Consider the following 13321-nt stretch of genomic DNA (forward strand, 5'->3'; position numbering starts at 1 on the left):
CGCGGCGCCCGGTGCCGATGCCCGATCCCGGGCCCGCGAACCCCGCTTCGCCGCCGGCTATGACGAAAATCACAGTCCGGATTCGACGCCCCAACTCGGTCCGCTCCAGCAACCTACGCACCCGTAGGGAGGCGGTTAGTTGGCCCGCAGGATCAGCGCGTCGCCCTGGCCGCCGGCACCGCACAACGCGGCCACCGCGTAGCCCGAACCGCGCCGCTTGAGCTCAAGGGCGGCGTGCAGCGTGATACGCGCGCCGGACATCCCGATCGGGTGTCCGACGGCGATCGCCCCGCCGTGCGCGTTGACGAGGTCGGGGTTCACCCCCAGCTCGCGGGTCGAGGCCAGCGACACCGCCGCGAACGCCTCGTTGATCTCCACCACGTCGAGTTGGTCGACCGAGATGCCCTCGCGGGCGATGGCCTTCTTGATGGCGTTGGCCGGCTGGGACTGCAAGGTCGAGTCCGGCCCGGCCACCATGCCGTGGGCGCCGACCTCGCACAACCAGTCCAGACCCAGCTCTTGTGCCTTGGCCTTGCTCATCACGACCACTGCGGCGGCGCCATCGGAGATCTGCGACGACGAACCGGCGGTGATGGTGCCGTCCTTGCGGAACGCCGGCTTGAGCCCGGCCAGCGAATCGGCGGTGGTGTTGGGCCGGATTCCCTCGTCCTCGGTGAACTCCAGCGGATCCCCCTTGCGCTGCGGAATCTTCACCGGCACCACCTCGTCGGCGAAGACGCCGTCCTTCCAGGCCGCAGCGGCCTTGCGGTGCGACTGCGCCGCGAGTTCGTCCTGCTCGGCGCGGGTGAACTGGTCGGCCTCGTTGCGCTGCTCGGTGAGCGCACCCATCGGCTGGTCGGTGAACACGTCGTGCAGGCCGTCGTAGGCGAGGTGGTCGCGTACCGTCACGTCGCCGTACTTGTAGCCCGACCGGCTGTCCAGCAGCAGGTGCGGGGCCTTGCTCATCGACTCCTGGCCGCCGGCCACCACCACGTCGAATTCGCCGGCGCGGATCAGTTGGTCAGCCATGGCGATGGCGTTGATTCCCGACAGACACATCTTGTTGATGGTCAGCGTCGGCACGTCCCAGCCGATGCCCGCGCCCACCGCCGCCTGCCGAGCCGGCATCTGGCCCGCACCCGCGGTCAGCACCTGGCCCATGATCACGTACTGCACCAGCGACGCCGGTACCTGCGCCTTCTCCAGCGCTCCCGCGATGGCGACAGCGCCCAGGTCGCTACCCGAGAAATCCTTCAGCGAGCCCATCAGCTTGCCGATCGGGGTCCGTGCCCCAGCAACGATCACCGATGTCGTCATGACTACCTCCCGGGCGGGTCTGGGTGGCCGATCTAGGTGGATCGGCGCAGCGCGATGTTTCCGGTCAGGTTACCGTTGCGTTATGACGACCGAATCCATCGCCGACTCTTTCGAGGTGCGTAGCGCCCTGGCTTCTGCCCTCGTGACGGCGATCGACCACGTCGGCATTGCCGTGCCGGACCTGGAAGCGGCCAAGAAGTGGTACCACGACCAGCTCGGCATGATCGTGCTGCACGAAGAGGTCAACGAGGAGCAGGGCATCGTCGAGGCGATGCTGGCGGTGCGTGGCGCCCCGATCGGCAGTGCCCAGATTCAGCTGATGGCCCCGATCGACGAGTCCTCGACGATTGCGAAGTTCCTGGACAAGCGCGGGCCGGGCCTGCAACAGCTCGCCTATCGGACCAGTGACATCGACGCGCTCTCCGAGCGGCTGTGCGAGCAGGGTGTGCGGTTGCTTTACGACGCTCCCCGGCGCGGCACGTCGGACTCCCGGATCAACTTCATCCACCCCAAAGACACCGGCGGGGTGCTGATCGAGTTGGTCGAGCCGGCCACGAACGCCGAGGCCACCGGGGCGCACTGACCGCTCACGACCACTTCCGGGTGGGAGCCCGGGTGGCGCGATTCGCCCAGCACGGCGTGTGCCAATGCCGCCGGTCATCACCCTCGCCTTCATGCGGCGGTCCCAGCTTCGCCTCTCCTCCGTCGAACCTCGCTGAACCGCCGGATTCGGCACGCCACACCACCACATGCGCGATACCGGGGCGGATCTCGTGATCGCATCCGGGGCACCGGTAGACCTTCACGGCGCGCGAGCCGGCAATCGCCGCCACGACGTACTCATACCCGTCGGGCCCGGTCTCGACCCGCTGGGTAAGCGGCAACGGGCGTCGCGGCCGATGTGACGGGTTGCGGCGACGAGCCATGCCGGTCAGGCCAGCCCGGCCAGCGCGGCAGCCGCGTCGTAACCGCCGAACCCGTCCAGCTCGTCCCGGCGAAGACGGTTGACCCAGGTCGGGTCGGCCAGCAGTGCGCGCCCGACCGCCACCACATCGAACTCCCCGGCTTCGAACTGCTCGACCAGCCGGTCGACGGGGGCGGGCGCGATCACCTCACCGCGCTTTTCGCTGCGGAACTGTGTTTCCAGCCCGACCGATCCGACCGCGATCACCGGCACCCCGGTGACCTTTTTGGTCCACCCGGCCAGGCTCAGATCCGCGTCGTAGTCGGGGAACGCCGGCACATAGTGCCGGCGTGTCGACGGATGGAGCACGTCGACCCCCGCCTCGACCAACGGGTTCAGCAGTTCCTGCAACTGGGTCGGGTCGTCGGCGATCGAGGCGGTGTAGTCGGTGCCCTTCCACTGCGAAAAGCGGAAGATGACCGGATAGTCCGGCCCCACCGCGGCCCGTACCGCAGCGACCACCTCGGCCGGGAAGCGGGTCCGCGCGGCCAGCGACCCGCCGTAGGCGTCGGTGCGTTGATTCGTTCGCTCCCAGAGGAATTCGTCCAGCAGGTAGCCGTGCGCGCCGTGGATCTCAACCGCGTCGAAGCCGATGTCTCGCGCCGCGGCGGCGCTGTGCGCATACAGTCCCGCGATCCCGTGGAGTTCCTCGGTTCGCAGCGCCCGGCCGCGCGGCTGGCCACGTCCGTCGACTCCGGACGGGCCGACCGGCACCACCCCGTCGGCGTCGTCGCGCTGCACGCCCTGATGCCAGAGCTGGGCGGCGATCGTCGCGCCCTCGGAATGCACCGCATCGACAACCCGGGTCCACCCCGCGAGCACCTCATCGCCCGCGATTGTCGGCACGCTGAACGGGTAACCCGCGGCCGGGTCGGGCAGCCGGATACCTTCGGTGATGATCAGGCCCACACCTCCGGCGGCGCGCCGGCGGTAGTACTCGGCGACATCGCGGCCCGGGATTCCACCGGGCGATGCCTGCCGGGTCATCGGCGCCATCGCGAAGCGATTCGGCATGGTCAGCGAGCGCACCGTCAGGGGCTGAAAGAGCTGCTGTAAGAGATCCTTGTCTGCCATGGAGTGCTCCAACGCCCAGGTGTTACCGACTATTCCGGACGGCAATCAGAACAAGCGGTATTCGTCGCTGTTCATGCCGCGCATCGCATCGTAATCCAATGTCAGACAACGGATGCCGCGATCGGTCGCCAGCGTGCGGGCCTGCGGCTTGATCTGCTGGGCGGCGAACACACCGCTCACCGGCGCGAGCAGAGTGTCGCGGTTGAGCAGTTCCAGGTAGCGGGTGAGCTGCTCGACGCCGTCGATCTCGCCTCGGCGTTTGATCTCCACGGCAACCGAGCGCCCGTGCGCATCACGGCAGAGCAGGTCCACCGGGCCGATCGCGGTCATGTACTCCCGGCGCACCAGGGAGTAGCCCTCGCCGAGCAGTTCGACATGCTCGGCCAGCAGCGCCTGCAGTTGTGCCTCCACCCCGTCTTTCACCAGACCCGGGTCGACGCCGAGTTCGTGGCTGGAGTCGTGTTCGATCTCTTCGAGGGTGATCCGCAACTGGTCACCGGACTTGTTCGCCACCACCCACACCGGGAACTCGCCGCCGGACTCCTCGGTGAGCCGGCACGGCGGGCTCATCCAGTTCAGCGGCTTATAGGCACGGTCGTCGGCGTGCACGCTGACCGATCCGTCGGCTTTGAGCAGCAGCAGCCGGCGGGCCGACGGAAGGTGCGCGGTGAGCCGGCCGACGTAGTCGACGGTGCAACGGGCGATCACGAGTCGCATCCGAACCACCTTAGGGGCAGCGCCGAGCAATTATCCTTACGCCACGATGAAGCCGCCAAAGACGACCGCGCAACGCCTGGGCCGGATCCTGGAGCTGCTGACCCGCCAGAGCGGCCGACTGCCCGAAACGCCCGAATACGGCTCCTGGCTGCTGGGCAGGGTCTCGGAAAGCCAGTACCTGCGCCGGATTCGCATCCAGTTCATCATGACGGTCGTCATGGTGGGGACGAACCTGATCGGTGTCGGCGTCGCCACCGTGCTCGTGACCGTGGCGTTCCCGGTGCCCAGTGTGTTCAGTGACGCCCCGGCGTGGCTGACATACGGAGCGGTGCCCGCATACGTGGCGATCGCACTCGCCGGCGGCTCGTATGGGATCACCCGGCGCACCATCAGGAAGTTGCGCTGGGCGATCACCGAACGCGAGCCGACTCGGGTGGACGAGCGCAACGCCTTCCAAACGCCCTGGCGGGTCGCGCAGGTCGTGCTCGCTCTGTGGGGCGTCGCCACCGTGCTGTTCACAGTGCTCTACGGGTTGGCCGACGTAGTCTTCGTCCCGATCATCGGCTTCACGTTGAGCATCTGCGGCACCCTGGTGGCCACCGCCTGCTACCTGTTCACCGAGTTCGCATTGCGGCCGGTTGCCGCTCAGGCACTGGCCGCGGGCCCACCGCCGCGGCGGTTCCTGTCGGGCATCATGGGCCGCACCATGATGGTGTGGCTGCTCAGCTCGGGCGTTCCGGTGCTGGGCATCGCGCTGACGGCGCTGTTCGCCCTGGTGTTGAAAAACCTGACCATGACGCAGTTCGGTATCGCGGTGCTGATGGTGTCGGTGGCGACGCTGGTCTTCGGCTTCCTGCTGATGTGGATTCTGTCGTGGCTCACCGCAACTCCGGTGCGGGTGGTGCGCGCGGCGCTCAAGCGTGTCGAGCAGGGCAACCTGCAAGGCGACCTGGTGGTGTTCGACGGCACCGAACTCGGCGAGCTGCAGAGCGGTTTCAACGCGATGGTGCACGGGTTGCGGGAGCGCGAACGGGTTCGCGACCTGTTCGGTCGCCACGTCGGGCGCGAGGTCGCGCTCGCCGCCGAACGCGACCGGATCCAACTCGGCGGCGAAGAGCGCCATGTCGCAGTACTTTTCGTCGATATCGTCGGCTCGACGCAGATCGTGACCGCTCAGCCCGCCACCGAAGTTGTCGCCTTGCTCAACCGGTTCTTCGCAGTGGTCGTCGACGAGGTCGATCGTCACCGTGGCCTGATCAACAAATTCGAGGGTGATGCCACACTGGCGATCTTCGGCGCCCCGAACCACCTCGACCAGCCCGAAGACGAAGCGCTGGGCGCCGCTCGCGGGATTCTGTACCGGCTGGCCGAAGAGGTACCGGAGATCCGGGCCGGCATCGGCGTAGCGGCCGGTCAGGTCGTCGCCGGCAATGTCGGCGCCAAGGAACGTTTCGAGTACACCGTGATCGGCGAACCGGTCAACGAGGCGGCCCGGTTGTGCGAGCTGGCCAAAGCCCGCCAGCTGCCGCTGTTGACCACCGCGCAGACGCTGCACGCCGCCAGCGTCAGCGAGCAGGCCCATTGGGTGCTGGGCGAGTCGGTGGTGCTGCGCGGCTACGACCAGCCCACCGTGCTGGCCGGCCCGCTGTAGCGGCGTTACCCAGCCTGCTTCTCCAGCGCGGCGAGGGCGGCCTCAACCGTGTCGAACACCAGCGCGTCGTAGGCCGCCGGGTCGGGCGTCACCGCGCCGCCGGGATCGACGAGCAGCCCCTGCTTGCCTCGGCTTTGCAGATCGTCGGCCAGTCCGGCGAGCAGGGCGCGCGCCGGATCGCTGATCGCGTGCAGCCGCGACACATCCAGGATCGCGATGTCGAAATCACCGCACTCGCGGGTGGCCGTGCGGGCCACCTGTTCGGCGCCGGCGAAGAGCAGATCGCCGTGGACCTCGTAGACCCGAACACCGGGGCGCGGGGTGTACGCCCCGCGAATGGCCGCGTGGGCTTCGCTGCTCACGGTCAGGAAGTGCAGGCCGAGCTGTTGGGAAAGGCTGCGGCACACCAGGACCCCGCGCACGCTGTTGCCCTTGGCGTCGATCCGCGGCGAATAGACGCCGATGCCGAGCTGACCGGGCAGCACCGCCACGATGCCTCCGGCGACACCGCTTTTGGCCGGCATGCCGATCGCACTGACCCACTCACCGGCGGCGTCGTACATACCGCAGGTGACCATGACCGACAGCGTGCGCCGCACCACCGCCGCGTCGGTCACCTGCCGGCCGGTCAGCGGGTTGTATCCGCCGCGCGCAAGTGTGGCGGCCATCCGGGCCAGGTCGGTGCTGGTGACTTTCAGCGAGCATGAGCGGATGTAGACGTCGAGGGCGTCGTCGGGATCAGCACCGAGGGCGCCGAAACTCTCGAGCAGATAGGCGATTCCGCGGTTGCGGCTCCCGCTGGCCTTCTCGGATCGGTAGACGTCCTCGTCGAAGTCCAGGCCGCGGCCGGCGCAGGCGCTGTAGAACTCGCGGATGAGGCCGAATCGGTCGTCGGCCGTTTTACCCGGGATCAAGGAGCACGCCACGATCGCACCGGCGTTGATCATCGGATTCTTCGGGACGTTGGTGAGCTGATCGACGCTGATCTTGTTGAACCCCTCACCGGAGGGCTCCACACCGATCCGCGCGTCGACGTCTGCATGGCCCAGCTGATCGAGCGCCAGGGCGTAGGTGAACGGTTTGGAGATCGACTGCATCGTGAATTCCACACCGGCATCGCCGGATTCGTAGACATGACCATCTGAGGAGGACAGCGAGAGGCCAAAGCCGGTCGGATCGACCCGGGACAGCTCCGGAATGTAGCTCGCCAGTGCGCCGACGCTCACGTCGGCGTGCTCGGCGAGGATCCCGTCCAGGTACCGCTGCACCAGTGCTGTCACGCCCAGATGGTAGCCCCGCCACCCGTACCGCTCCGGCACTATCGTGTCGCATTTCCGCTAGTGTCATCGGCCGGCGCGTGCCATGGTTAGAACGTGCACGACGACTTCGACCGCTGCTATCGTGCCGTGCAGTCCAGCGACGCCCGCTTCGACGGCTGGTTTTTCACGGCCGTACTGAGCACCCGGATCTATTGCCGGCCCAGTTGCCCGGCGCGCCCGCCCCTGGCGCGCAACGTGCGGTTCTACCCCAGCGCTGCCGCCGCGCAGCGGGCCGGCTTCCGGGCCTGCAAACGTTGCCGACCGGACGCCGCACCGGGCTCTCCGGAATGGAACATCCGCGGCGACGTGGTGGGCCGGGCGATGCGCTTGATCGCCGACGGCACCGTCGACCGGGAGGGCGTGACCGGGCTTGCCGGCCACCTCGGCTACTCCGCCCGCCAGTTGCAGCGCCTGCTACAGGACGAGGTCGGTGCCGGCCCGCTGGCGCTGGCCCGCGCCCAGCGAGCGCAGACGGCCAGGATCTTGATCGAGACCACCGATCTGCCGTTGGGCGACGTCGCGTTCGCGGCCGGGTTCGCCAGCATCCGGCAGTTCAACGACACGATCCGTGCCGTGTGCGCCACCACCCCGACGGCGTTGCGGCAGCAGGCGCTCACCCGGTCGACGATCCAGTCCGACCGGAATGCTCCGGGCCCGGGTGCGCTGTCGCTGCGCCTGCCGGTGCGCACTCCGTTCGCGTTCGAGGGTGTCTTCGGACATCTGGCGGCGTGCGCGGTTCCCGGTTGCGAGGAGGTACGCGAGGGCGCCTACCGCCGCACCCTGCGCCTGCCGCACGGCAACGGCATAGTCGGCTTGTCTCCGGCCGCCGATCACGTCCGATGCAAGCTGGTGCTCGAGGACTTCCGAGACCTCACGGCCGCCATCACCCGCTGCCGGCGGTTGCTGGACCTCGACGCCGATCCCGAAGCGGTCGTCGAAACCCTCACCGCGGACCCGGAATTGGCGCCGGTCGTGGCCAAGGCGCCGGGCCAGCGAATTCCGCGGACGGTCGATGAAGCCGAACTGGCGGTGCGGGTGGTGCTCAGTCAGCAGGTGTCGGTCAAGGCGGCCCGCACCCATGCGCGCCGACTGCTGCTTGCCCACGGTAAGCAGATCGCCGATCCTGCCGGCGGGCTGACCCACGCGTTTCCCTCGGTGCAGCGCCTCGCCGGCATCGATCCCGATCAGCTCGCCCTGCCGCGGGCACGTCGGCGCACCTTGCTCGCCCTGGTCGCGGAGCTGGCCGAGGGCACCGTGGTACTGGGCGCGGGCTGCGATTGGGACCGGGCCCGGCACGCGCTGCTGCAGATCCCCGGCGTCGGTGCTTGGACGGCGGAGGTGATCGCGATGCGCGGCCTGGGCGACCCCGATGCCTTCCCGGTAACCGATCTGGGGGTGCAGGTGGCCGCCCGGCAGTTGGGCCTGCCGGAGCAGCCGCGGGCGCTGAACCAACGCGCTGCCCGCTGGCGCCCCTGGCGGTCCTACGCCACCCAGCACCTGTGGACCGCACTCGACCACGCCGTCAACGACTGGCCCCCGACTTCCCAGGAGATCGCATGACCTGCCAACGCACCATCGACAGCCCGATCGGCCCGCTCACCCTGGCCGGCGAGGACGGCAAGCTCAGCCATCTGCTGATGCTCGACCATTCCCACGCCCCCGACCGCACCGGTTGGCGACACGACGAGGCCGCATTCCCCGAGGTGGTTGAGCAACTCGCGGCGTATTTCGCCGGCGATCTCACCGAATTCGACCTGGCCTACCAGATGGCCGGTACGGAGTTTCAGCGTCGGGTGTGGACCGCGTTGCTGACGATCCCGTACGGCCAGACCCGCTCGTATGGCCAGTTGGCCATGCAGATCGGGGCGCCGACGGCATCTCGCGCCGTCGGGTTGGCCAACGGGCGCAACCCGATCTCGATCATCGTTCCGTGCCACCGGGTCATCGGCAGCAACGGCAGTCTGACCGGCTATGGCGGCGGAGTCGACCGGAAGCGGGCGCTGCTGGATCTGGAGCGCCAGCACAGCCACGCCACGCTGTTCGACTGAGCCCTCCTGCTGAATTGGCCATCGCCGCCGATGCCGATGACCTTCCGTGGTGACCACACCGGGGCTTCGGGTTGTGCCGGAGGGGTTGCGCACGCTGGCACAGCGCTGTGATGCCCTCGCTGGTCAGGTCAGGGCGTCGTTGGCGACGATGACCGCACCCGCCTGGCAGTCCAGCGGGGCGGCGGCGACGGCGGTCAGTGCGGGTGCGAACCGGGTCGGCGCGGTCCTCGCCAGCCGGATGCAGGCGTCAGCGACCAAGCTCACCGAGGCGGCCCGCGACTACGTGGCGATGGACGACGGTGGCGCAGCGGCATTGGCTGCAGTGGACTCGGGTGCCCCAGGCGGCTACCCGCGCGGGGACGGCGGCGCTGTCGCTGTCCGAAGTGAGAGCGGCGGGCTGGGAGTACCTCAAGATCTCCGGCGAGGACTGGTCCCGGCTTGCTGACACGTGGGAGAGCGCCTTCGCCGAGGTCCGCAACGCGTCGGTGCGCCCCGGCGGGACGGTGTGGGAGGGCAGCGCTGCCCATGGCATGCAGGAGCGAACTGCTGCCGATGCCGTCAAGGTGCGGGCGCCGGCTGATCAGCTCCGAGTCGCTGCCGAGATCGCCCGACGATGCTGCGGCCAGCAGGAGACGAACAAGCAGTCGATGCTCAATGCGGTAAATGCCGCTGTCCGTGGCGGTTTCAACGTCGATGACGACTACACCCTCATTGACACGCTGCCCTACTACGGTTCCACCGCGGAACGCGGTGCGCGAGAGCAGGCCGCCGACGGCCATGCCAGCGCGATCCGCACCCGCCTCAACAACCTGGTCGATTCCGAGGCCGACATCGCCCGCGATCTGGCCACCGCCACCGCCGGGCTGGATCACCTCAGCTTCCCCGGAGAAGGCGCTGACGGCGGTGCGGGTGCAGCAGGCGTGCACCACACGACGCTGCCGAATGCCCATCAAGAGCCTGCATCAGGCCCGGAGTCGCAAAGTAGCGTTGCGGACGATACGCCCGGGTTCGTTCCGCCACTGAGAGATGTGCTGATCGCGGGTGAGGGCGCGATCGCCGGCGGCACTGCCGACGGTGTGCGGCAAACAGTGCTCGACGTGGTCGCAAAGGGACCCATCACCGGCCCAGATGCGCCTGACCCCGGCTTGTTGAAATGGTTTGAAGACCCGAAGGTCGGCGGCGTCGAGCTAAAGGGTTTCTCCCGAGTTGCTCGGGTGACTGGAGCCGCGAGCGCGGTTCCCGCGGTGATGTCGGACATTCATGACGGAAACTCGGTTGCCGAAGCCGTTACACGTGAAGGTGTGGGAGTCGCAGCGGGCCTCTGGGCGGGTGCTGCAACCGGTGCGGGAATCGGTTCGGTATTTCCCGGTGCCGGAACCGCTGGGGGTGTGGTGGTCGGCGCCGGCGTAGGCGCGCTGGCCGCTATGGGGGCATCGAAGTCCGTCGAAGCGATGTGGCATCCGGTCACTGATGCGGTGGGCAGCGCCGCACACAATGTCAAGTCGCTCTTCGGTTTCGGATAGGGCCTGACTAGTGCGATTCGAGGAGTTCGTTGCGCGGAACGGCATTGCGGTGGCCCCGGTCGACCGGTTCGACGGTTTTTCCGTGGATGTGGGCATCCCACCGGACTGGGAACCCTTCGATTCCGCCGTCGGCATCGGCGTATGGGTCGGTCACAGCGATCCGCGCCTCGACCGGTTCTGCGCCAACGCAGTTTTGACGCTGCATCATGTCGAGGCATCGCTCGACGTCGGTGAGGTATTCGCCATGTTGTCCGAGCAGCAGCTGCAGTCGGCACCCGGGGCTCACGAACTGCGCCGGGAACTCGTAGCCGCCGCCGAGGGCCCAGGGTTCGCGGGGGAACTCGCAATGCGAATCGCCCACGAGCTCGGCACCCTCGACAGTATGTCCCGTTCCCGGATCATCGCGACCGAGCAGGAGACGCTGATTGCGCAACTGACGGTGACCGCGCTAACGGACTCGCCAGCGACAGTGGCGAACATCTGGTTGTCCGTCCGACTGGGGCCGACGGTAAGTCACTTAACCACCGGCGATTCCGGCTGCAGGCCGGTGAGCAGAATACGAGATACCTACTGATGGCAGGTAGCGGGACGAAAAATCGCTGGGGGCCGGCGCTGCGGTACGCGTTCGCCGCAGCGCTGTGCCTGTTGTTGCCGGTGGGCGCGTGGGCTGGCCTGCAGTGGTATTGGTCAGTCGTCAACCTCTGTACGGCGCTAATTGTCATCCTTGGGCAGCGCCGGATCTTCCGGCCGGGCGTCGCCCGCACAGCTGATGCGATTATCTGCCGCTACACCCCCTGGTTCGAGGGAAACGCCTACATGGTCATCATCGTGATCCCGCTTACGGGAGTAGCCGGCACTGCGGCTGGGCGCGAACCAAGCAATCCGGCGTGGCTTCAGTTCATCGGCATACTCCTGATGGGTATCATGCCGTTGGCATTGTTCAGTGTCCTACGCATGTGGCGCCGATGCCCGCTCTGCATCTCCCCCACTGCATTGACGCTGCGAGCAGCCACGCCGGGCTCTAAGTTGACGAAAATCCCTCGCGAGCAGGTCGAGTCGATCACCCCCAAGATGGTCCGGAACCCGGTCAATGGCCAGTCGCTGCAAACCGAGATCGCCTACCACCCAGCAGATTCCCGCAGCACTGACATCGACACGGTTCTGCTCGGCTTGCACCTGACCGTCCAGCCGATCAACCTCGCCAACGCACTCGTCGCCTGGAAGGACGCGACCGACGAAGACCCGAGCGAGTTGCTGGATCGGATCGAAGGAATTCTCCGGGGAATGCCCGCTTAGCCCAGCAGGTCTATCGGGTCAGGCATGTCGTACGGGGTGGTATCGGTGAACGCCGTCAAAAAATTGAACAGACCCGTCATCGCTTCCTCGAGCGACGGATGCGGCGAGTCGAGGTAGCCGGCGAGGTATCCCTCGTTGACGATCCCGGCCAGCGACGGGTGCTCCTGCAACGAGTAAATCGTGTAGGTGTCGGGGTCGAACAAGCTCGCGATCGAGTTGTTAACCCCGTCGACGACGCCCTTGCCCAACGCGGTGAGTAGCTCACCGAAATCGATGTCGGTCGGGAATAGCCCGGATCCCGCCGCCACATCGACGTCTCCCGGCGGCCAACCATGATCGATGCTGCCGTAGCCAAGATTCACCAGGATCCGGGTGACGGGCTCCAGAAGCTCATAAAGCGGCATTCCGAAAATCGGGACCAACTGCAGCGGCGCCAATAGCGGCAAGATCTCGGAGGGCAGCATGTGGAAGGTGGTCAGCGCGTCGGGATCCGAGGTCGGCAGCTCGATCGCGTTCGCGATCTGCTCGGCCGTCGCACTCAGGTACACCGAGTGTCCATAGATGAAGCCCAGCGCGGAGTTGAGGTCCGCCAGTGGGTTGAAGTAGGTCGGCTTGAACGCGACCGGGTCGTACTCGTAGTTGTAGACGTCGGTGTGATACAGGTCAGTGGGGATGGAGCTGGTGGCCGGGGAGCCGATCATCACGAACCGGACGAGGTCATTCGACACGTCACGCTCGTCAAGCCATTCCATCAGCCCCACGGATATCGAGGCGCTCTGCGAGTAGCCAAACACCACGATCGGGTGCTCAGCGTCCACATCTCCACTGTTCAGGCGCTCAGCCACCGCATTCTCGAGCAGCTGCAGCCCAACGGCACGCGAGGTGTCGCTGACGTTCTCCGGCGTGAACAGAGATACCAGCTCGCCACCGAATCCGTGCGGGCTCAAGAACAGATCATTGACGGCATCGAGGTAAGTCTGGGGCGGCTGCGGGATCCCGGTTCCGCCCATCAGGAACGCGACCCCGTCCCCCAGCGCCGTGCCGTTGCCCGTGAGCGCGAACGCCGGAGCCTGCGCCCTGGCCACCGGCGATGCCACCGGTACTCCGGCGATCAGGCTGGCGGTCGCGATGCCGGCGACGATGGGTAAGCAGTGGTAGGCGCGCACCCGATAACCTCCTATTAACCCCCTTAAGTGAGGCTTAACGGTATAGCGCCGCGACGGGTGGGGCAACCGGAATGAGCTATCTGGCCGCATTCTCGGCAAACCTGCCAGCCGCCACCCGACCAGGAATGCGAGCCGGGCTTGGCGCAGAGGGGACACGAGAAATACGGTGGGGAATTGGAAACGCCCCCCGATTTCTCGGGGGGCGTTTCGCTATGTTGTGTTCGGCGGTGTCCTACTTTTCCACCC

General features: G+C 67.3%; 14 protein-coding genes. 7 read left to right on the forward strand and 7 right to left on the reverse strand.

Features of this window, described 5'->3' with window-relative positions; translation table 11 throughout:
* Positions 1 to 135: 135 nt before the first annotated feature.
* A complete protein-coding gene (locus tag A5771_RS01505; protein ID WP_064853417.1) occupies positions 136 to 1317 on the reverse strand; it encodes an acetyl-CoA C-acetyltransferase in 1182 nt (393 codons plus the stop codon).
* An 82-nt stretch (positions 1318 to 1399) separates the two neighbouring features.
* On the opposite strand from A5771_RS01505, the gene mce reads away from it, so the two are divergent.
* Complete coding sequence (gene mce / locus A5771_RS01510; RefSeq protein WP_064853418.1) at positions 1400 to 1900, forward strand: methylmalonyl-CoA epimerase; 501 nt, start codon at positions 1400 to 1402, stop codon at positions 1898 to 1900.
* A 4-nt stretch (positions 1901 to 1904) separates the two neighbouring features.
* Here mce and A5771_RS01515 read toward each other — a convergent pair whose 3' ends face one another.
* From A5771_RS01515 to nucS, 3 genes are read right to left on the reverse strand one after another with little or no spacing between them, the layout of a single operon-like run.
* A complete protein-coding gene (locus A5771_RS01515; RefSeq protein WP_064853419.1) occupies positions 1905 to 2243 on the reverse strand; it encodes a hypothetical protein in 339 nt (112 codons plus the stop codon).
* Between the two features lie 5 nt (positions 2244 to 2248).
* The gene (locus A5771_RS01520; protein ID WP_064853420.1) at positions 2249 to 3355 is read right to left on the reverse strand and encodes an NADH:flavin oxidoreductase; all 1107 of its coding nucleotides are present in this window, start codon (positions 3353 to 3355) and stop codon (positions 2249 to 2251) included.
* A 45-nt stretch (positions 3356 to 3400) separates the two neighbouring features.
* Entirely contained in the window at positions 3401 to 4072 is a 672-nt protein-coding gene (gene nucS / locus A5771_RS01525) for an endonuclease NucS (protein ID WP_064853421.1), read from the reverse strand.
* Positions 4073 to 4118: 46 nt separating this feature from the next.
* Here nucS and A5771_RS01530 point away from each other — a divergent pair, with 46 nt between their 5' ends.
* Positions 4119 to 5723 (forward strand): adenylate/guanylate cyclase domain-containing protein, encoded by a 1605-nt coding sequence (locus tag A5771_RS01530; protein WP_064853422.1) that lies wholly within the window; start codon positions 4119 to 4121, stop codon positions 5721 to 5723.
* 5 nt (positions 5724 to 5728) lie between these two features.
* Here A5771_RS01530 and glsA read toward each other — a convergent pair whose 3' ends face one another.
* A complete protein-coding gene (gene glsA / locus A5771_RS01535) occupies positions 5729 to 7003 on the reverse strand; it encodes a glutaminase A (RefSeq protein WP_064853447.1) in 1275 nt (424 codons plus the stop codon).
* A 93-nt stretch (positions 7004 to 7096) separates the two neighbouring features.
* Between glsA and A5771_RS01540 the strand changes: the two genes are divergently transcribed.
* Positions 7097 to 8602 carry a DNA-3-methyladenine glycosylase 2 family protein gene (locus tag A5771_RS01540; RefSeq protein WP_064853423.1) on the forward strand — a complete coding sequence of 502 codons (1506 nt, stop codon included), beginning with the start codon at positions 7097 to 7099 and terminating at the stop codon, positions 8600 to 8602.
* Positions 8599 to 9090 (forward strand): methylated-DNA--[protein]-cysteine S-methyltransferase, encoded by a 492-nt coding sequence (locus A5771_RS01545; RefSeq protein WP_064853424.1) that lies wholly within the window; start codon positions 8599 to 8601, stop codon positions 9088 to 9090. Before A5771_RS01540 ends, A5771_RS01545 begins: the two co-directional genes overlap by 4 nt.
* A 123-nt stretch (positions 9091 to 9213) precedes the next feature.
* Here A5771_RS01545 and A5771_RS23690 read toward each other — a convergent pair whose 3' ends face one another.
* On the reverse strand, positions 9214 to 9354 hold the full coding sequence (locus tag A5771_RS23690) for a hypothetical protein (protein ID WP_234782891.1): 141 nt from the start codon (positions 9352 to 9354) through the stop codon (positions 9214 to 9216).
* A gap of 68 nt (positions 9355 to 9422) precedes the next feature.
* Between A5771_RS23690 and A5771_RS23695 the strand changes: the two genes are divergently transcribed.
* Genes A5771_RS23695 through A5771_RS01560 form a run of 3 tightly spaced genes read left to right on the forward strand, consistent with a single transcriptional unit; the run spans position 9423 to position 11909 of the window.
* Positions 9423 to 10613: a hypothetical protein gene (locus A5771_RS23695; RefSeq protein ID WP_234782892.1), complete on the forward strand. Its 1191-nt coding sequence runs from the start codon at positions 9423 to 9425 to the stop codon at positions 10611 to 10613.
* Positions 10614 to 10623: 10 nt separating this feature from the next.
* On the forward strand, positions 10624 to 11187 hold the full coding sequence (locus tag A5771_RS23700; RefSeq protein WP_234782893.1) for a hypothetical protein: 564 nt from the start codon (positions 10624 to 10626) through the stop codon (positions 11185 to 11187).
* Complete coding sequence (locus A5771_RS01560; protein ID WP_064853425.1) at positions 11187 to 11909, forward strand: hypothetical protein; 723 nt, start codon at positions 11187 to 11189, stop codon at positions 11907 to 11909. The genes A5771_RS23700 and A5771_RS01560 overlap by 1 nt, the downstream gene beginning before the upstream one ends.
* On the opposite strand, the gene A5771_RS01565 is transcribed toward A5771_RS01560, so the two are convergent.
* Positions 11906 to 13075, reverse strand: a complete 1170-nt coding sequence (locus A5771_RS01565) for a PE-PPE domain-containing protein (RefSeq protein ID WP_234782894.1) — start codon at positions 13073 to 13075, stop codon at positions 11906 to 11908. The two genes, A5771_RS01560 and A5771_RS01565, sit on opposite strands and share 4 nt — an antisense overlap.
* Positions 13076 to 13321 lie beyond the last annotated feature (246 nt).

Source organism: Mycolicibacter sinensis, from assembly GCF_001667375.1.
GTDB lineage: Bacteria > Actinomycetota > Actinomycetes > Mycobacteriales > Mycobacteriaceae > Mycobacterium > Mycobacterium sinense_A.

Bases quoted from the DNA above. Each gene is read 5' to 3' on its own strand.
- A5771_RS01505 (WP_064853417.1), bottom strand. From the start codon at position 1,317: ATGACGACATCGGTGATCGTTGCTGGGGCACGGACCCCGATCGGCAAG.
- mce (WP_064853418.1), top strand. From the start codon at position 1,400: ATGACGACCGAATCCATCGCCGACTCTTTCGAGGTGCGTAGCGCCCTG.
- A5771_RS01515 (WP_064853419.1), bottom strand. From the start codon at position 2,243: ATGGCTCGTCGCCGCAACCCGTCACATCGGCCGCGACGCCCGTTGCCG.
- A5771_RS01520 (WP_064853420.1), bottom strand. From the start codon at position 3,355: ATGGCAGACAAGGATCTCTTACAGCAGCTCTTTCAGCCCCTGACGGTG.
- nucS (WP_064853421.1), bottom strand. From the start codon at position 4,072: ATGCGACTCGTGATCGCCCGTTGCACCGTCGACTACGTCGGCCGGCTC.
- A5771_RS01530 (WP_064853422.1), top strand. From the start codon at position 4,119: ATGAAGCCGCCAAAGACGACCGCGCAACGCCTGGGCCGGATCCTGGAG.
- A5771_RS01545 (WP_064853424.1), top strand. From the start codon at position 8,599: ATGACCTGCCAACGCACCATCGACAGCCCGATCGGCCCGCTCACCCTG.
- A5771_RS01560 (WP_064853425.1), top strand. From the start codon at position 11,187: ATGGCAGGTAGCGGGACGAAAAATCGCTGGGGGCCGGCGCTGCGGTAC.